Source organism: Streptomyces aurantiogriseus (assembly GCF_014649375.1).
GTDB classification, from domain to species: Bacteria; Actinomycetota; Actinomycetes; order Streptomycetales; family Streptomycetaceae; genus Streptomyces; species Streptomyces aurantiogriseus.
Genome location: NZ_BMSX01000011.1, coordinates 177,817 through 201,014 on the forward strand (window position 1 = coordinate 177,817; position 23,198 = coordinate 201,014).

Annotated in this window: 19 protein-coding genes and 2 pseudogenes; 14 read left to right on the forward strand and 7 right to left on the reverse strand. The window is 70.8% G+C overall.

What is annotated here, in order from left to right:
- The first annotated feature begins 110 nt into the window (after window positions 1-110).
- A complete protein-coding gene (locus tag IE263_RS23585; protein WP_189939722.1) occupies window positions 111-2,501 on the forward strand; it encodes an ATP-binding cassette domain-containing protein in 2,391 nt (796 codons plus the stop codon).
- A 76-nt stretch (window positions 2,502-2,577) separates the two neighbouring features.
- Here IE263_RS23585 and IE263_RS23590 read toward each other — a convergent pair whose 3' ends face one another.
- The 3 genes from IE263_RS23590 to IE263_RS23600 all read right to left on the reverse strand — a co-directional run bounded on the left by IE263_RS23590 (window position 2,578) and on the right by IE263_RS23600 (window position 6,203).
- Complete coding sequence (locus tag IE263_RS23590) at window positions 2,578-3,156, reverse strand: hypothetical protein (RefSeq protein ID WP_189939723.1); 579 nt, start codon at window positions 3,154-3,156, stop codon at window positions 2,578-2,580.
- Between the two features lie 12 nt (window positions 3,157-3,168).
- The gene (locus tag IE263_RS23595) at window positions 3,169-4,644 is read right to left on the reverse strand and encodes a cellulose-binding domain-containing protein (RefSeq protein WP_189939724.1); all 1,476 of its coding nucleotides are present in this window, start codon (window positions 4,642-4,644) and stop codon (window positions 3,169-3,171) included.
- Window positions 4,645-4,880: 236 nt separating this feature from the next.
- Complete coding sequence (locus tag IE263_RS23600; RefSeq protein WP_189939725.1) at window positions 4,881-6,203, reverse strand: radical SAM protein; 1,323 nt, start codon at window positions 6,201-6,203, stop codon at window positions 4,881-4,883.
- Between the two features lie 147 nt (window positions 6,204-6,350).
- Between IE263_RS23600 and IE263_RS23605 the strand changes: the two genes are divergently transcribed.
- The 9 genes from IE263_RS23605 to IE263_RS23645 all read left to right on the forward strand — a co-directional run bounded on the left by IE263_RS23605 (window position 6,351) and on the right by IE263_RS23645 (window position 18,028).
- Complete coding sequence (locus tag IE263_RS23605) at window positions 6,351-7,595, forward strand: FAD-binding protein (protein ID WP_189939726.1); 1,245 nt, start codon at window positions 6,351-6,353, stop codon at window positions 7,593-7,595.
- 138 nt (window positions 7,596-7,733) lie between these two features.
- The gene (locus tag IE263_RS23610) at window positions 7,734-8,978 is read left to right on the forward strand and encodes an ROK family protein (protein ID WP_189939727.1); all 1,245 of its coding nucleotides are present in this window, start codon (window positions 7,734-7,736) and stop codon (window positions 8,976-8,978) included.
- Window positions 8,979-9,271: 293 nt separating this feature from the next.
- Window positions 9,272-10,534: an ABC transporter substrate-binding protein gene (locus tag IE263_RS23615; protein WP_189939728.1), complete on the forward strand. Its 1,263-nt coding sequence runs from the start codon at window positions 9,272-9,274 to the stop codon at window positions 10,532-10,534.
- A 20-nt stretch (window positions 10,535-10,554) separates the two neighbouring features.
- Window positions 10,555-11,520: a carbohydrate ABC transporter permease gene (locus tag IE263_RS23620; protein ID WP_189939729.1), complete on the forward strand. Its 966-nt coding sequence runs from the start codon at window positions 10,555-10,557 to the stop codon at window positions 11,518-11,520.
- On the forward strand, window positions 11,517-12,422 hold the full coding sequence (locus tag IE263_RS23625; RefSeq protein ID WP_373312053.1) for a carbohydrate ABC transporter permease: 906 nt from the start codon (window positions 11,517-11,519) through the stop codon (window positions 12,420-12,422). The genes IE263_RS23620 and IE263_RS23625 overlap by 4 nt, the downstream gene beginning before the upstream one ends.
- A gap of 12 nt (window positions 12,423-12,434) precedes the next feature.
- Window positions 12,435-15,302: a glycoside hydrolase family 2 TIM barrel-domain containing protein gene (locus tag IE263_RS23630; protein ID WP_189939730.1), complete on the forward strand. Its 2,868-nt coding sequence runs from the start codon at window positions 12,435-12,437 to the stop codon at window positions 15,300-15,302.
- A 121-nt stretch (window positions 15,303-15,423) separates the two neighbouring features.
- Window positions 15,424-16,419 carry an ABC transporter ATP-binding protein gene (locus IE263_RS23635; protein WP_189939731.1) on the forward strand — a complete coding sequence of 332 codons (996 nt, stop codon included), beginning with the start codon at window positions 15,424-15,426 and terminating at the stop codon, window positions 16,417-16,419.
- Entirely contained in the window at window positions 16,419-17,222 is an 804-nt protein-coding gene (locus IE263_RS23640) for an ABC transporter permease (protein ID WP_189939732.1), read from the forward strand. The genes IE263_RS23635 and IE263_RS23640 overlap by 1 nt, the downstream gene beginning before the upstream one ends.
- Window positions 17,223-17,227: 5 nt before the next feature.
- A complete protein-coding gene (locus IE263_RS23645; RefSeq protein ID WP_189939733.1) occupies window positions 17,228-18,028 on the forward strand; it encodes an ABC transporter permease in 801 nt (266 codons plus the stop codon).
- 178 nt (window positions 18,029-18,206) lie between these two features.
- On the opposite strand, the pseudogene IE263_RS23650 reads toward IE263_RS23645, so the two are convergent.
- Window positions 18,207-18,368 (reverse strand): annotated as a pseudogene (locus IE263_RS23650) (TetR/AcrR family transcriptional regulator); the annotation flags it as partial.
- On the opposite strand from IE263_RS23650, the pseudogene IE263_RS23655 reads away from it, so the two are divergent.
- Window positions 18,358-18,966 (forward strand): annotated as a pseudogene (locus IE263_RS23655) (alpha/beta fold hydrolase); the annotation flags it as partial. The pseudogenes IE263_RS23650 and IE263_RS23655 sit on opposite strands and share 11 nt — an antisense overlap.
- A gap of 143 nt (window positions 18,967-19,109) precedes the next feature.
- On the opposite strand, the gene IE263_RS23660 reads toward IE263_RS23655, so the two are convergent.
- The gene (locus IE263_RS23660; RefSeq protein WP_189939734.1) at window positions 19,110-19,595 is read right to left on the reverse strand and encodes a MarR family winged helix-turn-helix transcriptional regulator; all 486 of its coding nucleotides are present in this window, start codon (window positions 19,593-19,595) and stop codon (window positions 19,110-19,112) included.
- Between the two features lie 57 nt (window positions 19,596-19,652).
- On the opposite strand from IE263_RS23660, the gene IE263_RS23665 reads away from it, so the two are divergent.
- Window positions 19,653-20,519, forward strand: a complete 867-nt coding sequence (locus IE263_RS23665; RefSeq protein ID WP_189939735.1) for an alpha/beta fold hydrolase — start codon at window positions 19,653-19,655, stop codon at window positions 20,517-20,519.
- Window positions 20,520-20,620: 101 nt separating this feature from the next.
- Here the strand turns inward: IE263_RS23665 and IE263_RS23670 are convergent, their stop codons facing one another.
- Window positions 20,621-21,079 carry a nuclear transport factor 2 family protein gene (locus tag IE263_RS23670; protein WP_189939736.1) on the reverse strand — a complete coding sequence of 153 codons (459 nt, stop codon included), beginning with the start codon at window positions 21,077-21,079 and terminating at the stop codon, window positions 20,621-20,623.
- Between the two features lie 100 nt (window positions 21,080-21,179).
- Here IE263_RS23670 and IE263_RS23675 point away from each other — a divergent pair, with 100 nt between their 5' ends.
- Together IE263_RS23675 and IE263_RS23680 are read left to right on the forward strand one after the other, a co-directional pair.
- Window positions 21,180-21,413, forward strand: a complete 234-nt coding sequence (locus IE263_RS23675; RefSeq protein WP_189939737.1) for a hypothetical protein — start codon at window positions 21,180-21,182, stop codon at window positions 21,411-21,413.
- 9 nt (window positions 21,414-21,422) lie between these two features.
- Complete coding sequence (locus IE263_RS23680; RefSeq protein ID WP_189939738.1) at window positions 21,423-22,253, forward strand: hypothetical protein; 831 nt, start codon at window positions 21,423-21,425, stop codon at window positions 22,251-22,253.
- 155 nt (window positions 22,254-22,408) lie between these two features.
- Here the strand turns inward: IE263_RS23680 and IE263_RS23685 are convergent, their stop codons facing one another.
- Window positions 22,409-23,095: a TetR/AcrR family transcriptional regulator gene (locus IE263_RS23685; RefSeq protein WP_189939739.1), complete on the reverse strand. Its 687-nt coding sequence runs from the start codon at window positions 23,093-23,095 to the stop codon at window positions 22,409-22,411.
- Window positions 23,096-23,198 lie beyond the last annotated feature (103 nt).

A 23,198-nucleotide genomic window follows, 5' to 3' on the forward strand; every position in this document is an offset into this window, starting at 1 on the left:
CACCATCCCCGCGAGCTTCCTTCCGCACGTGCGCTGAGCCGTCCGACGAGCACCGTCATGACCCGCGCGGACGGCACCGTGCGGGAGCGAGCCCAACCCATGGAGACACGATGAGCATGGCCGAGAGGACGGACCCGCGGTCGCCCGCGCCGCAGGTCGCCGACAGCCACGATCTGATCCGCGTGCACGGCGCGCGCGAGAACAACCTCAAGGACGTCAGCGTCGAGATCCCGAAGCGCCGGCTGACGGTGTTCACGGGCGTCTCCGGCTCGGGCAAGAGCTCGCTGGTGTTCGACACGATCGCCGCGGAGTCGCAGCGGCTGATCAACGAGACCTACAGCGCCTTCGTGCAGGGTTTCATGCCGACGCTGGCGCGGCCCGAGGTCGACGTCCTCGAGGGGCTGACGACCGCGATCATCGTCGACCAGGAGCGGATGGGCGCCAACCCCCGCTCCACCGTCGGCACCGCCACCGACGCCAACGCGCTGCTGCGCATCCTCTTCAGCCGGCTCGGGCAGCCGCACATCGGCGGGCCCAACGCGTACTCGTTCAACGTCCCCTCGGTGCGGGCCAGCGGTGCGATCACCGTCGAGCGCGGCGGCAGGACCAAGGCCGAGAAGGCCACGTTCAACCGGCTCGGCGGCATGTGCCCCCGCTGTGAGGGCAGGGGCTCGGTCACCGACTTCGACCTGTCGGCGCTGTACGACGACAGCCTGTCGCTCAACGAGGGCGCGCTCACGATCCCCGGCTACACCATGGACGGCTGGTACGGCCGCATCTACCGGGGCTGCGGCTTCTTCGACCCGGACAAACCGATCCGCAAGTTCACCAAGCGGGAGCTGCACGACCTGCTCCACAAGGAACCGACCAAGATCAAGGTCGAGGGGATCAACCTGACGTACGAGGGGCTGATCCCGAAGATCCAGAAGTCGTTCCTGTCCAAGGACGTCGACGCGATGCAGCCGCACATCCGCGCCTTCGTGGAGCGGGCGGTGATGTTCTCGACCTGTCCCGAGTGCGACGGCACCCGGCTCAGCGAGGAGGCCCGGTCCTCGAAGATCGACGGGAAGAACATCGCCGACGTCTGCTCGATGCAGATCAGCGACCTGACCGAATGGATCCGCGGCCTCGACGAGCCGTCGGTGGCGCCGCTGCTGGCCGCGCTGGGGCACACGCTCGACTCGTTCGTCGAGATCGGGCTCGGCTACCTCAGCCTCGACCGCCCCTCGGGCACGCTCTCGGGCGGCGAGGCACAGCGCACCCGGATGATCCGCCACCTCGGGTCCTCCCTCACCGACGTCACCTACGTCTTCGACGAGCCGACGATCGGGCTGCACCCCCACGACATCCAGCGGATGAACGGCCTGCTGCTGCAGTTGCGCGACAAGGGCAACACGGTGCTGGTCGTGGAGCACAAGCCCGAGGCGATCGCGATCGCCGACCATGTCGTCGACCTCGGCCCGCGGGCCGGCACCGAGGGCGGCGAGGTGGTGTTCGAGGGCACCGTCGAGGGGCTGCGGGCCAGTGACACCCTCACCGGGCGGCACCTGGACGACCGGGCCTCGCTGAAGCCCTCGGTGCGGACACCGTCGGGAGTTCTTCAGGTGCGCGGCGCCGGCACGAACAACCTGCGGGACGTCGACGTCGACATCCCGCTCGGTGTGCTGGCCGTCGTCACCGGCGTCGCCGGGTCGGGGAAGAGCTCCCTGATCCACGGCTCGGTCGCCGGGCGGGACGGGGTGGTGACGGTCGACCAGACCGCGATCCGCGGGTCCCGGCGGAGCAACCCGGCGACGTACACCGGACTGCTCGACCCGATCCGCAAGGCGTTCGCCAAGGCCAACGGCGTGAAGCCGGCGCTGTTCAGCGCCAACTCCGAGGGCGCCTGCCCCACCTGCAACGGTGCCGGCGTCATCTACACCGACCTGGCGATGATGGCCGGCGTCGCCACCACCTGCGAGGAGTGCGAGGGGAAGCGGTTCCAGGCGTCCGTCCTGGAGTACCACCTCGGCGGCCGCGACATCAGCGAGGTGCTCGCCATGCCGGTGACCGAGGCCGAGGAGTTCTTCGGGGCCGGCGAGGCGCGTACGCCGGCCGCGCACAAGATCCTCGACCGGCTCGCCGACGTCGGGCTCGGCTACCTCACCCTCGGCCAGCCGCTCACCACGCTGTCCGGCGGCGAGCGGCAGCGGCTCAAGCTGGCGACCCACATGGCCGAGAAGGGCGGCGTCTACATCCTCGACGAGCCGACCACCGGCCTGCACCTCGCCGACGTCGAGCAGCTGCTCGGCCTGCTCGACCGGCTCGTCGACTCCGGCAAGTCGGTCATCGTCATCGAGCACCACCAGGCGGTCATGGCCCACGCCGACTGGATCATCGACCTCGGCCCCGGCGCCGGCCACGACGGCGGCCGCGTCGTCTTCGAGGGCACCCCCGCCGACCTCGTCTCCACCCGCTCCACCCTCACCGGCGAACACCTCGCGGCCTACGTGGCCACCTGAACCCTCCACCACCGGGCGGAGCCACCGGCCGCCCCGGCACGCCAGGGCCTGTCCGGCAGTTCATGCCGGACAGGCCCTAGTTGTCGAACCAGACCACCAGACGGACGTGTTCCTCGCCGTGCACCGCGGCGAGGGTCCGCATGACGGCCCAGACCGGGGCCCAGTCGCCGTCCTGCGGGACCGCGTCCCGCCGGGTCGTCCGCGTGACACGGAAGAGGGTGTCGCCCTCCGTCCACTCGGTTTCCGCGGGACGGTCCCGGAGGCGCTTGGACGCCTTTCCCCTGAGGATCCAGCCGCCGTCGGCACCCCGCCGGTACTCGTGCACGCGTTCGTCCACCCGCTCCGCCGGCTCGTCCCAGTCCACCCGGGACAGCTCGGCCCAGCCGATCCAGGACGCGCTGTGGGCGTCCCGTCCCCACGCGTCGTGGGCGTGCCGGGCCTCGGCCGACACGTCGTCGGGGAGTCCACGGTCCGCCGCGAGAGGCCGGAAGCCGGCGTGGTTGCGGACGCCGAACAGGCAGCCGAAGGCGTCATAGCTGCGCCCGGCGTAGAGCAGGTCCAGGTCGATCGCGGCGGCCCAGCCGCCTGCGTCCTCCGGATCGAGCACCCGGTGCGTCGCCCGGCACTCGACGAAGCCGTGGACGTCAGCTCCCATGGCGCCGGATCATCAGGTGCAGTCCCGGCCGTTGAGGGTGAATCCGTGCGGTGCCGTGTTCTTGTTCTGCCAGGAGGCGAGGAAGCCGAAGGAGAGGGTACCGTCGGCGGAGACGTTCTTGTTGTAGTCGGCGGCGGCGGCGGTGACGCGGGAGCCGTTCTGGGAGAAACTCGCGTCCCACATCTGGTCGACCCGCTGGCCGTCGCGGAAGGACCAGGCGACGGTCCAGGAGGAGAGGGGGGTCTCGGTGGTGACGGTGACCGTGGCCTGGAAGCCGTCGGGCCACTGGTTGACCAGGTCGTAGTCGACCGAGCAGGACGCCGCCTGCTCGCTCGCGCCGGCGCCGGCGGTGGACGAGGTGGTGCCCTGGGGTTCGGGGTCGGACTTCTCCGGCGCCGAGGGTGTGCGGCTCGGGGAGGGCTTCGGGGAGTCGGAGGTGGTCTTCGAGTCCGAGGGGACGGGCACGGTGGACGGCAGGGACGGGTTGCCGGGACCCGCCACCGGAGTGCTGTCGGTCGGCAGGTCGCCCTGCGCGGAGTTGTCGCCGCTGTCGCCGAACGGCATCAGCGACACGGCGAGGGCCAGCGCGGAGACGAGCACGGCGGCGACGAGCAGTCCGTGCCGCACCGCGCGTGCCTTGCTCGCGGCGGCGTCCGCCGGCTCGCCGTCGGTGTCCGGCGCGTCGGGGCGTCCGGCGCCCAGCCGGACCTCGGCGGCCCGGCGGCGGCGCTCCAGGTAGGCGAGGCCGCCCCAGCCGATGACCCCGCCGGCGAGGGCGGCGGGCAGTCCGCCGCCGTGCAGACGCAGACAGGCCGCGGCCTCCGCGCACTCCACACAGGTGGCGAGGTGCCGGGAGAGGTCGTCGGGCGTGTCGGCGACGGGCGAGCGGGTGACGGCGTCCAGGAGCCGGACGTAGCTGCGGCACTCCGCGTCCATCGGCGTGTCGAGATGGTTGCGGTGGCAGCGGTCCCGGAACAGGCCGCGGACCTGGTTCAGCTCCTCCATCGCGGCCATCGGGTCGAGGCCCTGCCGGCGGGCCACCGCACGCAGCGGCAGCGCCTCCACCTCCGCCAGCCACAGCAGCGCGGCGTCCGGCTCCTGCATGTCCCTGAGGCCACGCAGGGCGATGGGCCGGCTCAGGGGCGGTCCGATGTACCGTGCCGCCTTGTCGGAGTTCAGCCACAACCGCAGGTCGGGGTCGAGTTTATGGCCCTCTCCCTGGGCCTCCCAGGCGGCCGCCGTGGTGCGTACGGCGGTCAGCAGCAGGGGGATCCGGGGCAGCCGGGACGAACGGCGGCCGGCGGTGTGCCGGTAACCGTCCTCGGCGGCACGGGCCTCGCGTATGCCGAGCGCGAACGCCTCGCGGGCCAGTTGATTGGCCGCGGTCGAGCCGGACGTGCACAGGTCGGCGTACGACAGGACGGCGTCCCAGCACTCCGAGAAGAGCGCGGCCTCAGCGGCGTCCTTCGGGGTCGGCAGGTCGGGCATGGGTCTCCTGCATCCACAAGCGAGGTCAACTCACCATGACGGCAATGGAGTTGGGGGGAACCTCGCGGCAGGGCCAGAGCTTTTCACGTCTTCCGCACAACTGACAAGCGCCCTGTTCAGATGTCAGGACAGGACGGACGTGCCCCCACGACTCCGGTCTTTCGCACCTGTCGTACGGACGCGGACCGCCTGCGACTCAACGCCGTACCGCCAAACCGAACGACGTCACCGAAGCGTTATCGAACGGCCGACGGCTCCTGGGCCGGCAGGCTGTCCATGAAGGAGCTGACGGAGAAGACGGCGCGGCCGGGACCGGGCGGGCCGTAGCCGGGGGGCGAGGACAGACCGAAGTCGTCCATCGTGGCCCGGTAGGCCTCCAGCAGACGGATGTGGTACTCCAGCGGCGCGCCCTGCGGGTTGGCCTTGCCGAGCGGGGTGGTCGGCTCCGGGCACCAGGTGGTGAAGCGGGGCGTGATGCCGTGCGACATGAAGAAACGCAGGCCCTCCGTCGTCGACGCGATCGCCTCGTCGACCGTCGTGAAGCCGAACGGCTCGGCCATCTCCACGCCCGCGACGAAGTTGGGGATGACGTTGCGCGCGCCGAAGACCTCCGCGGAGTCGAGGATCCGCCGGTGCCACTCGTCGCGGCCGACGTAGCGCTCCTTGCCCGGGCAGTACAGCTCGAACAGACGGCGGTCCCACACCTCGTAGTTGGGGTGGTAGATCTGCACCCCGTAGTCCTTGAAGCGCTGCACGTCGTCACGCGGGAGCGCCTGGGCGACGACCTTGCCGATCCAGCGGCCCGGGAAGCGCTCCTCGATGGCCTTGGCGTAGTGGCCGTAGAAGTCCGCCTCGTCGCGACCGGCGACCGTCTTGGTGATCGCGCCGCCGGTGAGGGTGTAGGCGGTGGAGGCCTTGGCGGTGTCGTACCGGTCGATGATCTCCAGGGCCTCGAGGACCTCGTCGACGTCCTTGACTCCGGTATACGGTCGACCGGCGGCCTTGTGCTGGCGCCAGTTGTGGTTGATGTCGCAGTACTGGCACTCCTCCTTGGCGCCGAAGTACTGGCACACCCGGAAGACGGTCAGATAGATCAGGTAACCCCACTGGATGGTGGGGGCCACCTCCATGACGGACTTCCCGTTGGAGAGGGTGTGCCGGTAGTACTCGGGCATGGGCGGCACACCGACGTCGGCGATGCGCTTCCCGTCGAGGTAGAGCCCGAGCAGCCCGTCGTCGTCCGCCGCCACCCGGTACGGGGAGGCCGGGTTCACACGGACCGAGACGACCGTCCGCCGCAGGTCGTACGGGCCTCCCGTGAGGATGATCTCCTCCGGCGGCCGCCGCAGCGCGGCCTCGCCCAGCTCGGGGAGAGTGCCGTGGTCGAAGGAGAAGATGAAGTACGACTTCGGCTTGACCTCGCCGCTCTCGTTGTCGCTGAGCGCGGACGGGTCGAAGGCCACGCCTCCGCGCAGCAGGTCCTCCTTGAAGACGGCCTCCCGCGGAACGTGCGGAAACCGCTCCATCAGATCCTCGACCAGCGCGGTACGGCTGCCCATCCGTTTTCTCCTCCCGGCTCAGGCGTACGACTCCTCACGGTATGCCCCTGGGCGGACGGGGGAGGCGGCGGGGGGCCTCGTGTTGACGGCAAGGTAGGTTCCACCTGGGGATTCCGCATTCTCGTACTCCTCGGGAGGGGCGACCGCATGGCCGGGACCGTGACGAACTGGGCGGGCAACATCACCTTCGCGGCGAAGGAGCTGCACCGCCCCGGCTCGCTCGACGCGCTGCGCTCGCTCGTGACCCACAGCGCGCGGGTGCGGGTGCTGGGCAGCGGGCACTCGTTCAACGAGATCGCCGAGCCGGGGCCCGAGGGCGTGCTGCTGTCGCTGGACGCCCTGCCTGCCGAGGTCGATGTCGACACGGCGGCGCGGACGGTACGGGTCGGCGGCGGGGTGCGGTACGCCGAACTGGCCCGCCGGGTGCACGCGCACGGGCTCGCGCTGCCCAACATGGCCTCCCTGCCGCACATCTCGGTGGCCGGGTCGGTGGCGACCGGGACGCACGGGTCGGGGGTGCGCAACGGGTCCCTCGCCGCCGCCGTACGGGAGGTGGAGATCGTCACCGCCGACGGATCGACCGTCGCCGTCGGGCGGGAGGAAGAACGGTTCGGCGGGGCCGTGACCTCGCTCGGCGCCCTCGGGGTCGTCACCGCGCTCACCCTGGACCTGGAGCCCGCCTTCGAGGTCGAGCAGCACCTGTTCACCGACCTTCCTCTGGAGGGGCTCGACTTCGAGACCGTGGCGGGGGCCGCGTACAGCGTGAGCCTGTTCACGGACTGGCGGACGCCCGGCTTCCGGCAGGTGTGGCTGAAGCGGCGTACCGACCAGCCGTTGGCCGACTTCCCGTGGGCCGCCCCGGCAACGGAGGCGCTGCACCCGGTGCCGGGGATGCCGGCGGTGAACTGCACCGAGCAGTTCGGGGTGCCGGGGCCGTGGCACGAACGGCTGCCGCACTTCCGGGCGGAGTTCACGCCGAGCAGCGGGAACGAGCTGCAGAGCGAGTATCTGCTGCCGCGTGAGCGTGCCGTCGACATTCTGTATGCAATCGACGGGATCCGGGAGACGGTCGCCCCCGCACTGCAGACCTGCGAGGTGCGGACCGTCGCCGCCGACGAGCAGTGGCTCAGCCCGGCCCACGCCCGGGACTCCGTCGCCGTGCACTTCACCTGGATCGAGGACACGGAAGCCGTGCTGCCCGTCGTCCGGGAACTGGAGGCCGCCCTGGAGCCCTTCGCGCCGCGGCCGCACTGGGGCAAGGTCTTCACCGTACCGGCCGACGCGGTGCGCGAGCGCTATCCGCGGATCGACGACTTCCGGTCACTGGTACGGGAGTTGGACCCGGCCGGCACCTTCACCAACGCGTTCCTCGCGGACGTCCTCGGCCAGTGAACCGACGGCCTCCGCCCGACTTCGTAAACCCCCTTTCCTAACCCCTTGTCGAACTTCCCCGCACCCCATAGCCTGACGCCGCGCGCCGGTGCCGACCCCGCTCCGGCCTGCCCGGCACGGAAGGGAGGGGGCTCTCCGGTGAAGCGCACGTCCCGCGACATCCGCACCGCGAACCGCTACGAGGTGCTGCGCCAGATCATCGCCCGTTCGCCCACCTCCCGGCAGGAGCTGGCCGCCGCCACCGGCCTCAGCCTCGCCACCGTCGCCACCCTCGTCGGTGAGCTGCTCGACCTCCGCATGATCACGGAGGTCGGGTTCGAGGACTCGGCGGGCGGCCGCCCCCGGGGCCTCGTCGCCGTCAACGCGTCGGGGGGCGCGTTGATCGGCGTGGACATCGCGGAGACGTACGTCCATGTCGAGCTGTTCGACCTCGCGCTGAACGTGCTGGCCCGCGCCGAGGAGGACATGCGCCCCGGGGAGAGCCGCCCGGAGCAGGTGGTCAGCCATGTCGCCGCGGCGGCCGGCTCGGTGGTCGCGCAGGCCGGCGTCGAGGGGGCCCGGGTGCTCGGCGTCGGCGTGAGCGTGCCGGGGCAGGTGGACCGGGACACGGGCGTCTCCGAGTACGCGCCCAACTGGGACTGGCACGACGTGCCGTTGCTCGACCTGCTCTCCGAGCACATCGCGTATCCCCTGTACCTGGACAATCCGCTGCGCGCCTGCGCGGTGGCCGAGTTGTGGTTCGGGGCCGCGCGGGGGCGCGGGGACGCCGTGGTCGTCAACCTCGGCACGGGCGTCGGCGCCGGGCTGGTCCTGGGCGGCGGGCTGCACCGCGGGGTCAGCAACAGCGCCGGCGAGTGGGGGCACACCACGCTCGTGCTCGACGGCCGGCTGTGCCACTGCGGCAATCACGGCTGCGTGGAGACGTACGTCGGCGCGCCCGGCATCATGCAGAACCTGCGTGAACTCAGCCCGCAGAGCGCCCTGTTGCATCCCGAGGACCAGACCGCCACCGTCGACGCCCTGGCCCGCGCGGTCGCCGTCCACGACCCGGTGGCCGTCAAGGTGGTCCGCGACACCGCCCGCTATCTGGCCGCGGGCATCGCCGACCTGGTCAACCTCCTGAACCCCGAAGTCGTCGTGCTGAGCAGCTGGGTCGCCGCCCGGCTCGGCGAGCCCCTCCTGAACGAGGTCCGCGAGGCCGTCGCCCGGCACGCGCTGCGGCGCCCACTGGCGTCCACCGAGATCGTCCTCTCCCCGATCCCCACCGACCCGGTCTGTCTGGGTGCGGCGACGTTCGCACTCGAAGGGGCGCTGCAGTCCGTCGTACAGCGGAACGGACAGCGCGCCACCCCCGCACGGAGCCGTACCGCACCGCCCGCGTGAACCGGCGAACGGCCCAGGTCGCCGGCCCCTGAGCCGAGAGCCACCGGCCCCCAACCCCCTCTTCCCGTCCCTCTTTTCGCAACCGCATTACCCATTCCCCGGCACTCCACACCACCCTCCCCCGCCTCTCCCGTTCGCCATCCCGAACCGATCACAACGCTTCGGGCAGACTTCGTCCAACCCCTTGCCGAAGCCTTAGCCGAAGGTTAACGTCCCGCACCGCAACGCCATTCGAGCCATCTGGCGCTGAAGCCGTGTTGAGCCGCAGCCGCACTCGAGACAAGGACGTCAGCATGTCGGCAATGAGCAACAGCAACTGGTCCCGCCGATCCCTCTTCCGGGCCGCAGCGGGCATGGCCGCCGCCGGCACGCTGGCCGCGTGCGGCAGCAACAACGGGCGGTCAGGCGGTGGTTCGGGCACCGGCCTCGTGCAGTACTTCCACGCGTACGGCGAGGCGGGCACCGAGCAGGCGATCAAGAAGTACGCGGCCGCGTACGACAAGGCCAAGGTGACGACGCAGTGGATCACCGGCTCGAACTTCGAGAGCAAGCTCTTCGCGAGCCTGCTCACCAAGAACGCGCCCGACCTCTTCGAGTTCCACCCGCAGATCCAGCTGGTGAAGAGCGGTCAGGTCGCGGACCTCACCGACATCATCGAGCCGGTGAAGGACGACTTCAACCAGGCCGACATCCAGTCGCACACGGTGGACGGCAAGATATACGGCGTCCGGATGATCGACGACCCGCAGTTCTTCTTCTACCGGCCGTCCCTCTTCGAGAAGGCCAAGGTCGAAGTGCCGCAGACCCTCGAGGAGTTGCTGGAGGTCGCCGCCAAGCTCACCACGGACAAGGTCAAGGGCGTCTACCTCGGCAACACGCTGCAGGCCGTCATCCGCCCGATGATCTGGGCGGCCGGCGCCGACACCCTCGACCAGAACAACAAGCCCGCCTACCACACGGACGGCGTCGTCGAGGGCCTCAAGCAGATGCGCAAGCTGTTCACCAGCGGCGACCTGCTGCTGGACGCCCCGGCCGACTACTGGGACCCCTCCGCGCTCGTCCAGGGCCTCACCGCCGTCCAGTTCTGCGGTATGTGGGCCATGCCGGCCATGCAGAAGGCGCTCGGCGACGACCTCGGCGTCTTCCCTTTCCCCAAGGTCGGCGCCGCCGGCAAGCCCTCGGTCTACAACGGCGGCTGGTCCATGTTCGTCAACGCCAAGAGCGAGAAGATCGAGGAGGCCAAGGCGTATGTGAAGTGGCTGTGGATCGACCAGAAGGAGTACCAGGAGGACTGGGCCCTCTCCTACGGCTTCCACGTCCCGCCGCGCACCTCGATCGCCGCGTCCGCCGAGAAGCTCAAGTCCGGGCTGCCGGCCGAGGGCGTCAAGCTCTTCACCGACTACGGGCACTTCGACAACATCGGCTGGACCCAGGCGATGATCAAGGCGACGGAGGACGTCTTCGCCGACTCCGTCCGCAAGAACGGTGACCCGGAGGCCGCGCTCGACAAGTGCGACACGACCGTCAACGCCGAGCTCAAGAAGCTCTTCGGATAGGCCGGCGGACGGACCACGCCATGTCGACCACCACCAAGCTCGACCTCGCGAGCCCCGCCCCGGCGAAGCCCTCCCAGGGCCGTCCGCGGCGGGGTCTGCGGGGCAGCGGCACGTTCAACTTCTGGCTCTTCACCGGGCCGTTCCTCATTGGCCTGCTCATCTTCGTCTACGTCCCGATCGGCTGGAGCATCTGGCTCAGCTTCTTCGAGGCACGCTTCACCGTCACCCCCAGCACGTTCGTCGGGTTCGACAACTACCGGTTCATGCTGGAGAACGACAACTTCACCGGCGCCCTCGGCACCTTCACCGTCTTCGCCGCGATCATCGTGCCCACCACCTGGGCGCTCTCGCTCGGTCTGGCGCTGATGGTGAACCGGCTGCGGTTCATGCGGGCGTTCTTCCGGTCGGTCTTCTTCCTGCCGACGGCGTGCAGTTACGTCGCCGCCTCCCTCATCTGGAAGATGTCCGTCTTCAACGGGGTCCGCTTCGGTCTGGCGAACACCGTGCTCGGCTGGTTCGGCGTCGAGAACATCGCCTGGCTCGCCAACCCCGACCCGCCGTGGTACTGGCTCGTCATCGTCACCGCGCGTCTGTGGCTGCAGTCCGGTTTCTACATGATCCTCTTCCTGGCCGCGCTGCAGAACATCCCCGGCGAGCTGTACGAGGCGGCCGCGATCGACGGCGCCAAGCGGGGCTGGCAGACCTTCTGGTACATCACCCTGCCGCAGCTTCGGGCGACCTCGACGGCCGTGATCCTGCTGCTGCTGATCGCCGCCTACCAGGCCTTCGACGAGTTCTTCAACCTGCTGTCCAAGACCACCTGGGGACGGCCACCGCTCGTCGAGCTGTACTACACCGCTCTCGGCGACAACCAGGACTACGGCGCGGGCAGCGCGGGCGCGGTGATCCTCACCCTGCTGATCGTCGTCGTGACCCTGTTCCAGGGCAAGATCATGGGTTTCGGAAGGGGTGAGGAGTCCAAGTGACCACCACCGCACCCGAGGTGACCAAGACCGCCCCCGCCGGCGGCCCCCGCGGCACCGGACGTGGCCGCGGCCGCGGCCGCGGGGTGATGAGCTCCACCGGCCTGTACCTCGCGATCGGCGTCGCCGCCTTCTTCTTCCTGATCCCGTTCTACGTCCTGATCCGCAACGCCCTCTCCACCGACGCCCAGATCACCGGCGAGGAGTGGACGCTCTTCCCCACGGACATCCAGTGGGGCAACATCACCGAGCCGTTCGACGACCCGACGGTCGACTTCGGCCAGTCGATGGTGAACTCGCTGATCGTGGGTGTTCTGCATACCGTCGGCACCCTGCTGGTGTGCTCGCTGGCCGGCTACGGCCTGGCCCGCATCCCCTACCGGCACGCCAACAAGGTGTTCTACGCCGTCCTGTTCACCCTGATGGTGCCGACCGCCGTCACGTTCGTGCCCGGCTTCGTGCTGGTGTCGTCCCTCGGCTGGATCGACTCCTACCGGGGTCTGATCATCCCGGGCCTCTTCAGTGGTTTCACCTGCTTCCTCTTCCGGCAGTACTTCCTGGGGTTCCCGAAGGAGCTGGAGGAGGCGGCGCGCGTGGACGGGCTCGGCTACTGGGGCGCGTACTGGCGCGTCGTGGTACCGAACTCGCTGAACTTCTTCGCGGCGATCGCCACCATCACCTTCATCAACGGCTGGAACTCCTTCCTGTGGCCGCTGGTCATCGGCCAGGACCCCAGCGCCTGGACCGTGCAGGTCGCGCTGTCGTCGTACATGACCAACCAGACCGTCAACTACCACCTGATCTTCATGGCCACGGCCATTTCCATCCTGCCCCTGTTGCTGGTGTTCCTCTTCCTCCAGCGCTGGCTGGTGCAGGGGATCGCCCAGACCGGCATCAAGGGCTGAGCTAGGAGACAGATGTCATTCCGCACGACCACGGCCGTCGACTACGTCGAGGACGTCTCGCCCGGCGCCGGGGCCCTTCCGCCCCGCGCCTGGTACGCCTCCTCGGACGCGAAGTCCCTTTCGCTGAACGGCAGTTGGCGCTTCCGACTGTCGGCGACGGTCGACGCCGAGGACGACTCGTTCGCCGCGGAGGGCTACGACGCCGGGGACTGGGCCGAGGTCACGGTCCCCGGTCACTGGGTCCTCCAGGGGCACGGCTCCCCCATCTACACCAACCACCTCTACCCCTTCCCGGTCGACCCGCCCCGCGTCCCGACCGAGAACCCGACGGGCGACCATCTGCGGGTCTTCGACCTGCCGGAGGACTGGCCCGCCCTGTCGGAGGGCGGCGCCGTCCTGCGCTTCGACGGCGTGGAGTCCTGCGCCCGGGTCTGGCTGAACGGCACGGAGATCGGTGAGTTCAAGGGCTCGCGGCTGCCGCACGAGTTCGCGGTCGGCCATCTGCTGCAGACTGTCGACAATGTACTGGCGGTCCGTGTCCACCAGTGGTCCGCGGGCTCGTACCTGGAGGACCAGGACCAGTGGTGGCTGCCGGGCATCTTCCGTGATGTGACCCTGCTGCACCGCCCGGCCGGGGCCGCCCTCGACTTCTTCGTGCACGCCTCCTACGACCACGTCACGGGCGAGGGCACCCTGCGCGTCGACTCCGACGTCGACGGGCGGGTGACCGTACCCGCGCTGGACATCGATGTCGCGACCGGGGAAGCGGTCACGGTCCCCGTTCTGCCATGGACGGCGGAGACCCCGAAGCTCTACGACGGTTTCCTCGCCACCGAGGGCGAGCGCGTCCCGCTGCGGATCGGTTTCCGTACGGTCGTCCTGGAGGACGGCCTGATCAAGGTCAACGGCAGGGCCGTCCTGTTCAAGGGCGTCAACCGGCACGAGTGGCACCCGGAGCAGGGCCGCGCGCTCGACCTGGAGACGATGCGCGAGGACGTGCTGCTGATGAAGCGGCACAACGTCAACGCCGTCCGCACCTCGCACTACCCGCCCCACCCGGCCTTCCTCGACCTGTGCGACGAGTACGGGCTGTGGGTGATCGACGAGTGCGACCTGGAGACCCACGGCTTCGTCGAGCAGGACTGGCGGGACAACCCCGTCGACGACGACCGCTGGACCCCGGCCCTCCTGGACCGCGCCGCCCGTATGGTCGAGCGGGACAAGAACCACCCGTCGGTGGTGATCTGGTCCCTGGGCAACGAGGCCGGCACCGGACGCGGTCTGACCGCGATGGCCGAGTGGATCCACGGCCGTGACGCCTCGCGCCTGGTGCACTACGAGGGCGACATCGACTGCCGCGACACGGATGTCTACTCGCGCATGTACGCCTTCCACGAGGAGGTCGAGCGGATCGGCCGCGGCCTGGACGGCGGCACCCACAAACGGCGCCGACTCCCTTTCATCCTCTGTGAGTACGGCCACGCCATGGGCAACGGCCCCGGCGGCATCGCCGACTACCAGCGGCTGTTCGAGGCGCACGAGCGGCTCCAGGGCGGCTTCATCTGGGAGTGGATCGACCACGGCATCAAGGACCCCCGCTACGGCTACGCGTACGGCGGCGACTTCGGCGAGGAGCTGCACGACGGGAACTTCGTCTGCGACGGCCTGGTCTTCCCCGACCGCACCCCCTCCCCCGGGCTCGTCGAGTTCAAGAAGGTGATCGAGCCGGTCGCGATCACCGGCGACGGCACGGACGGCACCGTGCGGGTGACCAACAAGCAGGACTTCGCCGACCTGTCGGCGCTGGCCTTCGAGTGGTCGTACCAGGTGGACGGCGAGACGATCGAGGCGGGCAGTCTGAGCGTGCCGTCACTCGCCCCCGGCGAGTCGGTCGACGTCAAGCTGCCGGAGCCGCCCGCGGACACGCGGCGTGCCGAGACGCGGTGGACCGTGCGGGCGCTGCTGGCGGCCGACACGGCGTGGGGACGGAAGGACCACGAGGTGGCGTGGGGGGAGTTCCCGGTCACCGCCCGTCCGTCGCCCACGGTCGTCCCCACCGACGGGCCGGTGGTCGGGGAACGGCTGATCACGCTCGGCCCGGCGGCCTTCGACACCCGTACCGGTGCGCTGAGGACGATCGGCGGGGTGTCCGTCGAGGGTTTCCGTCTCGATGTATGGCGGGCGACCACCGACAACGACGAGGGCGCCGAGTGGCAGTCGGACACCCGCTACGGCGTGCTGTGGCGCACGCTGGGCCTGCACCGGGTACGGCACCGCCTGGACGCGGTGGAGGTGGGCGACGCCGCGCTGACGGTACGGACCAGGGTGGCGCCCGCCGCCCGGGAGGTCGGCCTCGCCACGGTGTACCGCTGGACCTCCGACGGCGACCGGCTGAAGCTGACCGTGTCCGTGACGCCCGAGGGCGACTGGACGGTGCCGCTGCCCCGGCTGGGCGTCCGCTTCGGACTCGCCGAGGCCGACCAGGTGAAGTGGTTCGGCGGCGGTCCCGGCGAGGCGTATCCCGACAGCAGGGCGGCGTCGATGGTCGGCCGCTGGCAGTCGACTGTAGACGATCTGCAGACGCCATACGTCCGCCCCCAGGAGAACGGCGCCCGCGCCGATGTCCGCTGGGCGGAGATCGGCGGGCTGCGGATCGAGGGCGACCCGGAGTTCTGGTTCAGCGCCCGCCGCTGGACGAACGAGCAGCTGGACGCCGCCCGGCACCGCACCGACCTGGTGCCGGGCGACACCGTGTGGGTCAACCTCGACCACGGCCAGCACGGCATCGGCTCGCAGTCCTGCGGCCCGGGCCCACTGCCGCAGTACTTCCTGAAGGCCGCGCCCGCCGAGTTCTCGTTCGTGTTCTCGGAGATCGGTTAACCGATTGACCAATTGATCGACATTCCGACACGGTGATGACGTCTCCCGAGGCCGGCCGGCTCCCCACCCGGCCGGCCTCGGCCGTGCGGTTCCTCGTCCCCATCCCACGGAGGTTCCTCGAGTGAGCGGCAGCATCGAGGTGCGCGGTCTGTCCCGCACCTTCCACACCACCGTCCGCCGCCCCGGCCTCATGGGAGCCGTGCGCTCCCTGGTCAACCCGGAGCGGGTCGCCAAGCACGCCGTCAGCGACATCACCTTCGACGTGGCCGCGGGCGAACTCCTCGCCCTGCTCGGCCCGAACGGCGCCGGCAAGTCCACCATCATCAAGATGCTCACCGGCATCCTCACCCCCACCTCCGGCGAGGCCCGCGTCGCGGGCGTCGTGCCGTACGAGGAGCGGGAGCGCAACGCCCGCAACATCGGCGCGGTGTTCGGACAGCGCACCCAGCTGTGGTGGGACCTCCCGGTGCGTGAGTCGTTCGCGATCCTGCGGGACATCTACGAGGTGCCCAAGGCCGAACACGCCGCCCGGCTCAAGGAGTTCGACGACCTGCTGGACCTGTCGTCCTTCTGGGACACCCGGGTCCGTCATCTCTCCCTCGGCCAGCGCGTCCGCAGCGATCTGGCGGCGGCGCTGCTGCACGACCCGCCCGTCGTCTTCCTCGACGAGCCGACCATCGGCATGGACGTCGTGGTCAAGGAGCAGGTCCGCGAGTTCCTGCGGCACCAGGTCGAACAGCGCGGCCGGACGGTGCTGCTGACCACGCACGACATGACCGAGGTGGAGCGGCTCGCCGAACGGGTCGTCCTGATCAACCACGGCCGGCTCGTCCTGGACGGCAGCCTCGACGAGATCCGCCGCAAGTTCGGCTCGACCTGGCAGGTGCGGGCCACCCTCGCCGACGCGCACAGCGACGTCGTACCGCTGCCGGGCATCGCGGTGCTGCGGCACGACGGGCCGCAGGTCGTGTTCGGCCCCGACGGAGCCGACGCGCCGACCGTCCACCAGGCGCTGAAGGCGGTCATCGAGCGGTACGAGGTGACGGGCATCGCCATCGACGAGGCGGACCTCGAGGACGTCATGCGGGCCGCCTACATCCACGCCGGGGCGGTGTGATGGCCACGGTGCACGCCTGGCGCGCCGCCCGCGTCACCCCGCTCGGCGAACTGCACAGCCCGCCCCGGATGACCGCCGTCCTGCTCCGGCTGACCGTGCAGGTGGTCCTGGTGGCGTCGCTGTGGGACGGCCTGTACGCGCACACCGGCACCACCGCCGGACTCGACCGCGACCAGGCGGTCACCTACGCCGTCCTGGCCGTACTCGCCTCCCGGCTGCGGGAGCTGGACCAGTACGCGGGCCGGGACACCGTGCTGCAGCACATGCACTTCGGCACGATCGTCTACTGGTATCTGCGCCCGCTGCCGCCCCGGCGCTACCACGCTCTGCGCGCCCTCGGCGAGCAACTGTACGGCTTCGCCTGGGCGTTGAGCGGATACGCCGTCTGTCTCGCCGTCGGCGTGGTGGAGCCGCCCAAGTCGGCTGCCGTGGCAGGGGTGTTCGCGCTCAGTCTGCTGCTCGGCCAGTGGGTGCTGTACTACGTGATGCTCGTCCTGGACCAGTTGTGCTTCTGGACGGTGCGCAACAACGCCGCGATGCTCATCCTGATCTTCGCGCAGAACCTGCTGTCCGGCGTGTACGCGCCGCTGTGGTTCTTCCCGGACTGGTTCATCACGCTGAGCGGCTTCCTGCCCTTCCAGGCGACGTTGAACGTGCCGCTGTCGCTCTACATCGGCCGGATCCCGCTGTCGGACGCGGCCGGTCAGCTGGCGGTCCAGGCGGCCTGGGTGGTCGTCCTCGCCCTGTTCACCCGTTTCCTGTGGCGGCGGGCCGCCCGTCGTGTCATCTCCCAGGGAGGCTGAGGCCTGTGAAGGGCGTCCGGATCGCGTGGCGCGTCACGCGGCTCAACTTCCGTGCCCAGCTGGAGTACCGCACCGAGTTCCTGCTGATGGTCGCGATCGGCGCGATCTGGCAGGTGTCGGTGATCGTGTTCGCGACGGTGCTGCTGTCCCGGTTCACCGGGATGGGCGGCTGGGACAGTTCGGAGGTACTGCTGATCCCGGCGACGCGCATGCTCGCGCACGGACTGTTCGTGCTGGTGCTGGGGCGGGTGCACTTCATCGGCCGGCAGATCCAGGAGGGGAGGATCGACATCTATCTGACCCGCCCCATGCCGGTGCACCGCCAGGTCCAGCTCGCCTACTTCCCGACCAACGCGATCGGCGACCTGACCGTCGCGGCGGGCCTGATGGTGGGCGCGCTCAGCCGCAGCGAGCTGGACTGGACGGCGGGCCGGATCTCGTATTTGGTCGCCGCGATCCTCGGCGGCATGCTGCTGGAGGCGGCGCTCTTCACGGCGGTGGCCTGCGCCGCCCTGCGCTTCCCCGCCGCCGACTACTGGAGCCGCTGGCTCGAGGAACTCCTCGGCACCTTCGGCAGCTACCCGCTCAACGTGCTCCCGAGGGCGGTGGGCGGCTTTCTGACGTACGGCCTTCCGCTCGCGTTCGTCGCGTACCTCCCGGCCGCCGTCCTCACCGGCCACGGCCATGACACCGGTGTTCCGTACTGGCTGGCGGCGGTCTCACCGCTGGTGGGTGTGCTGGCCTACCTGGGCGCGCGGCTGCTGTGGCGCAGGAGCCTCGCGCACTACGCCGGGGTGAACGGCTGACACCGGGGCGGCCGGACGGCCCGTCCCGTCAGGCCGGCCGAACCAGCCCGGTGTCGGGGGCGACCCCGACGCGCGCGGCGGACGCGGGAGGGCGGACGCGGTCCTGCGCGCCGTGAACGCCCGGGGGTGAGCGCCCGGCGTCCCGCCTGACGCCCGAGGCCGTGGGGGGCCGCCGAGGTCATGCCGGCGTCGGGGAGTGCCCGTCGGTCGTGAAGATCCGGTCCAGGTGGTGGCGCAGTACCGCGAGGGCCGACTCCGGTCCCCGCTGGCCCACGAGGACGCTGGTGCCCATGGCCGCGGTCATGGCGAGGAGGCTGATCGCCTCCGTGCGCGCGTCGATGTGGCAGCCCGAACGCGCGGCCCAGTGGCTCGACGAGGCACTCGACGCGCTCGGCCTCGACCGGGTCCACCTCGTCGGTTCCTCCTACGGCGGCTGGCTGGCGCTCAACCAGGCACACCGCAGGCCGGGCAGGCTCGCCTCGGTCACCCTGCTCGACCCCGGCGGCCTGGAGAAGGTGGGCCCGCGCTTCTTCTTCTGGATCTTCGTCAGCCTCTTCGCGACCTTCGCCCCCGAGGCGCTGCGCCCGCGTCTCGCCGCCTGGCTGGAACAGCCGGTACTCGTCGTTCCCGAGCTGCGCACGTGGGTCCGGGCGGGCGTCCGTGCCTTCCGGATACGCCGCCCCGCGCCGCTGCCGCTGACCGAGGACGAACTGCGCACCGTCCGCACCCCGCTCTACCTCGTCCTCGGCAGGCGCAGCCTGCTCGTACACCCCAGGCGCCAACTGGAGCGTGCGCCGCGCCTGATCCCCGGGGCCCGCGCCGAGATCGTCACCGACACCGGCCACGGCCCCGCGATCGACCACCCCGACCTGCTGAACGCCAAGATGCTGGGCTTCATGGACGAGGTCGACTCCCTCGACCCGGCCCCGGGCGCCTGATCGTCGATCCCCGCCAGGGGGATCCGCCATGTCGGTGACGTCACGGGCCGGGCGCCCCCGGCCGGGCGCCGGCGGACGACCGGTCATGGTTGTCCGGCGGTGGTGGGCCCTCGCGTCCGGCGGTAGCGCTGCCGGCCGTGGCGCTAGTTCACGTCGACGTCGTCGAAGAGCGCGAGCATTCGGGCCAGCACCTTCGTGCAGGCATCGACATCGGCCCTGCTCAGGTCGCCTCCGACCTGCCTCAGCAGGGCGCGTTCGCGGGCGAGCACCGCAGTGATGGCCGCGCCGCCCGCATCCGTCAGCCGGATCAGTGAGGACCGCTGGTGGGCGGGGTTGGGGATGGCTTCGACCAGGCCCTGCGCCGCCGCCTCGTTGACCATGCGCTGCACGAACTGCCGGCTCAGGGCCTGGGCGCGACCCATCTGAGGGACGGTCATCGGCCCGTGCTCGCGCAGCAGATCCAGGACGGCGCGCACGCCGGCGGAAAGCCCTTCGAGGGGCGCGGCCTGTTCCACCTTGCGATGCACCCGCCGGTAGAGCGGGCCGACCAGAGCGAAGACCTGTGTGAGCCGGTCGGCGAGTTCATCGGGCGCCAAGGGGGCGTCGTGGGGCGTGCGGGCGTCAGTCACACCGCCAGAATGACACCTCCGTTGCCAACTTCGCGGAAAAATGACAACTTGGTTGTCATGAATGGACCTGGTGAACACGCACAGACGCTGTCGTCACCGACCTCCGACGGCTCCCTCGCCTACCGAGAGCACGGCGCGGGACCGGCCCTCGTGCTGCTCCACGGGGGCTTCCTCGACCACCGCATGTGGGACGACCAGATACAGGCCTTCGCATCGCACCACCGGGTCATCGCCCCGGACGCCCGCGGCCACGGCGCCTCCTCGAACGCGTCCCGGCCCTTCCGTCCGGCCGACGATGTCGCGGCACTGCTCCACCACCTCGACGCCGCGCCCGCGGTCCTCGTCGGGGTGTCGATGGGCGGGGGCACAGCGATCGACACCGCGCTGGAACACCCCGAACTCGTCCGCGCGGTGGTCGTCACCGGCGTCGGGACCAGCGAGCCCTCCTGGGAGGATCCCTGGGTGCTGGACGTCCTGGCCGAAGAGCAACGCACGCTGGCCACCGGTGACATCGAGGCCTGGCTGAACGCCTTCCTGCGCTACGCGGCAGGCCCGCACCGCCCGCTCGACGACGTCGATCAGAACGTGGTGCGGCGGCTGCGCGCCATGGCGCTGCGCACGATCTCCAAGCACACCGCGGGCGAACCCGACCATCTCGTCCCGGTGAAGGACACCTGGAAGCGAGCGGCGCACATCGACGTCCCCGTTCTCGCGATCAACGGCGGCATCGACTCGGCAGACCACATCGGCATGGCCGAACGCCTCGTCCGCACCGTCCCCGACGGCCGCGCCACCACCGTCGAGAACACGGCCCACTACCCCAACATGGAAGACCCAGCCGGCTACAACACCCTCCTCGCCAGGTTCCTGCAGACCCTCCCGGGCCGAGAAGCCTCTCCGCATCGGGCGGCCCGGCAGAGTTGAGCGGCCCCGGCAGCTGCCTCACACCGCCATCCGCGGGAGGCCGCGCCACCCGTCACGGGCGGCGCGGCGTGCCCGGCGTGCGGAGTCCGGCCGAGCCGGTTTCACGGGGTGCAGGCCTCGGCGATCGACAGGCTGTTCTCGTAGAGGTGGTGCCGGGTGATCCGGCCGTCCTCGACGGTGAGGCGCAGCGCGAACGGGCCCTCGAAGGACTTCCCCGTCGCCCGTACGGTCCCCGACACGTGCCCCATCAGGACGGCGTCGGTGCCGTCGACGAGGAAGGTGTCGACGGAGGCACGCGCGTCCTCGGGCACGGTGTGCTCCATCAACTCCGTGGCCTGGGCGGCGCATTCGGCGGCGGTGGACCGCGGGCGGATCCACGGGGCGGCGGGGTTCTCGGCGAGCAGCCAGTCGACCTCGTCGGCGAAGAGCTCGACGAGCCGCCCGACGTCCCCCGCCAGCCGGGCGGCAAGGAACTCCTGCACGACGGCCCGGGTGGCCTCGGCGACGGAACTCACGGTGGTGCCTGCACTCGCCGTGGCGGCGGTGGACGTGGCGGACATGGCGCTCTCCTCGCAGCTGGGGCCGGATCCCGACGGGGGTTCCCGTCGATGTGCTTGATCCTGCCGGGGGAAGGGGGAGCGGTCGATTACCCCGGGGGTAATGCGGGGGTCGACAGCCGGGACGCGTACGCATTGCGCCGGGGGTGACGCGGGTGTCGACGGCCGGGGCGCGTACGGCCGCACGACGGCCCCGGTACAGACGGCCCGGACGATGATCGAGCGCGCCGACCACGTCGAGCACGCCGACACCGGCGTCCACAACCGCTCTCTCCCGCCCGGCCACCCGGCGCCACGCCCCGTCGCCTTCCCGCCCGACACGCTCCTGGACCATTAGCGTGCACTCATGGCACTCGGCCTGCTCCTCGCACTCTGCGCCTCCGTCCTGATGGGTACGGCGACCGTCTTCCAGGCGCTCGGCGCCCGAGCGGTGGCCGGCGGAGGGCCGGGAGCGGCGGTGCGGGCCACATGGCAGTGGCCGTTCCTCGTCGGGATCGTTCTCGACACGCTGGGCTTCGTGTCGGAACTGCTCGCTCTGCGCTCGGTACCGCTCTTCCTGGTGGAAGCGGCGGTCGCCGGATCCCTGGCAGTGACCGCGGTCGTCGCGGCGGGCATGCTGCGCGTCCGGCTTCGGCGAGTGGAGTGGGCGGCGGTGGGCGCGGTGTGCTGCGGGCTCGCGCTGATGGCGATCGCTGCGGGCCGCGAGACGGGCGGGGACGGCGACGACACGATGCGGCGCGCGGTGCTGGCGGCCTCGGTCGGGCTCGCGGTGCTGGGCTGGGGGGTGAGCACCCGCTTCGGCGGCGTGCGCCATCGCGCCGCCGTGCTGGGCGTCATGGCGGGGGTCAGTTTCGGTGTGGTGGCCGTCGCCGCCCGGTTGCTGCCGGGCCCGACCGTGCCGGGCGTCCTCGCCGAGCCGGCGGCGTACGCCGTGGTCGTCTCCGGGATCTCCGGCTATCTGCTGCTGATCGGGGCCCTCCAGGCGGGTGCGGTCACCGCCGCCACCGCGGCCATGGTCATCGGCGAGACCATCGGGCCCGCGGTCTTCGGCGTCGTCTGGCTGGGCGACACCACCCGCCACGGACTCGCGCCCCTCGCGGCGGCCGGGTTCGCGCTCTCCCTCGCGGGCGCACTCGCGCTGGCCCGCTTCGGCGAGGCGGAGCAGCACACCGCGTAGGCAGTGCAGACGCGACGGGCCTCCGCTCCGCGTCCGTGACCTTCCAGCAGCCCACCGGGAGTCACCTGACATGCCAGGCGTCCGCCCGCGGCCGTCATGAGAGACATCGCTCGGACCTCCACCCCCTGGGTGAGGACGCCGGTCGGCAGCGGAGGTCACGCCGCCCGGTACGCCCGCAGGAAGGCCGCGACGCCCCCGGTGATCAGCCGCTCGGTCTCCTCCTTCGGCAGGGGCAGCACCCCGTAGTGGGACTGCTGGATGATCGCGTGGGAGATCAGGGCCATGAGGTGCGCGCCCGCGAGGGCCGCGTCGCCGTGCAGGTCGAGGAGGCCGACGGCGGCGAGGCCGTCCAGGGCCTCGGCGAGGGCGTGGCCGGCCGGGCCCGGGCCTGCCTCGCGCCATGCCTGGAGCACCTCCGGCGGGACGTGGTCGGCCTCGGCGTGGATGTGACGGACCAGCGCGAAGTGGTTCGGGTAGTCCGCCATGAGGCCGACGAAGCCGCGGGCGAGGGCGACGAGGTCGCGCTCCAGGTCCTCCGGGCGGGGCGGGCGCTCGGGGTCCAGCACGGAGTGCAACAGGGCGACCTGGGCGTCCTTCACCTCGGAGGACGTCCAGGTCACGACAGTGCTGAAGAGCTGGGCCTTGCCGCCGGGGAAGTGGTTGTAGAGCGTGCGGGTGGACACGCCGGCCTCGGCGGCGAGGGCGTCGACCGAGGCGCGCGCGTAGCCCTCGCGGCCGAAGACGATGCAGGCCGCGCCCGCCATCGCGACCCACTTCTCCACCTTGCGGGGCGGGAACTCGCGTCGCGCCTTCTCCAGCCACGCCTCGTTGCTGCCGCCCACGCCGCCTCCTCATGAGTTACAACGAGCGTTGTACTTTTTACAACGCTCGTTGTAGCTTACCGAACGTGAGGCCGCGCCGCGCGGCCGTCCCGCCCCGTCCAGG

Excerpts from the sequence above, each read along its gene's own strand:
- IE263_RS23585 (WP_189939722.1), top strand. The coding sequence starts at position 111 with ATGAGCATGGCCGAGAGGACGGACCCGCGGTCGCCCGCGCCGCAGGTC.
- IE263_RS23590 (WP_189939723.1), bottom strand. The coding sequence starts at position 3,156 with ATGGGAGCTGACGTCCACGGCTTCGTCGAGTGCCGGGCGACGCACCGG.
- IE263_RS23595 (WP_189939724.1), bottom strand. The coding sequence starts at position 4,644 with ATGCCCGACCTGCCGACCCCGAAGGACGCCGCTGAGGCCGCGCTCTTC.
- IE263_RS23600 (WP_189939725.1), bottom strand. The coding sequence starts at position 6,203 with ATGGGCAGCCGTACCGCGCTGGTCGAGGATCTGATGGAGCGGTTTCCG.
- IE263_RS23605 (WP_189939726.1), top strand. The coding sequence starts at position 6,351 with ATGGCCGGGACCGTGACGAACTGGGCGGGCAACATCACCTTCGCGGCG.
- IE263_RS23615 (WP_189939728.1), top strand. The coding sequence starts at position 9,272 with ATGTCGGCAATGAGCAACAGCAACTGGTCCCGCCGATCCCTCTTCCGG.
- IE263_RS23620 (WP_189939729.1), top strand. The coding sequence starts at position 10,555 with ATGTCGACCACCACCAAGCTCGACCTCGCGAGCCCCGCCCCGGCGAAG.
- IE263_RS23630 (WP_189939730.1), top strand. The coding sequence starts at position 12,435 with ATGTCATTCCGCACGACCACGGCCGTCGACTACGTCGAGGACGTCTCG.
- IE263_RS23640 (WP_189939732.1), top strand. The coding sequence starts at position 16,419 with ATGGCCACGGTGCACGCCTGGCGCGCCGCCCGCGTCACCCCGCTCGGC.
- IE263_RS23665 (WP_189939735.1), top strand. The coding sequence starts at position 19,653 with ATGAATGGACCTGGTGAACACGCACAGACGCTGTCGTCACCGACCTCC.
- IE263_RS23670 (WP_189939736.1), bottom strand. The coding sequence starts at position 21,079 with ATGTCCGCCACGTCCACCGCCGCCACGGCGAGTGCAGGCACCACCGTG.
- IE263_RS23675 (WP_189939737.1), top strand. The coding sequence starts at position 21,180 with ATGCGGGGGTCGACAGCCGGGACGCGTACGCATTGCGCCGGGGGTGAC.
- IE263_RS23680 (WP_189939738.1), top strand. The coding sequence starts at position 21,423 with ATGGCACTCGGCCTGCTCCTCGCACTCTGCGCCTCCGTCCTGATGGGT.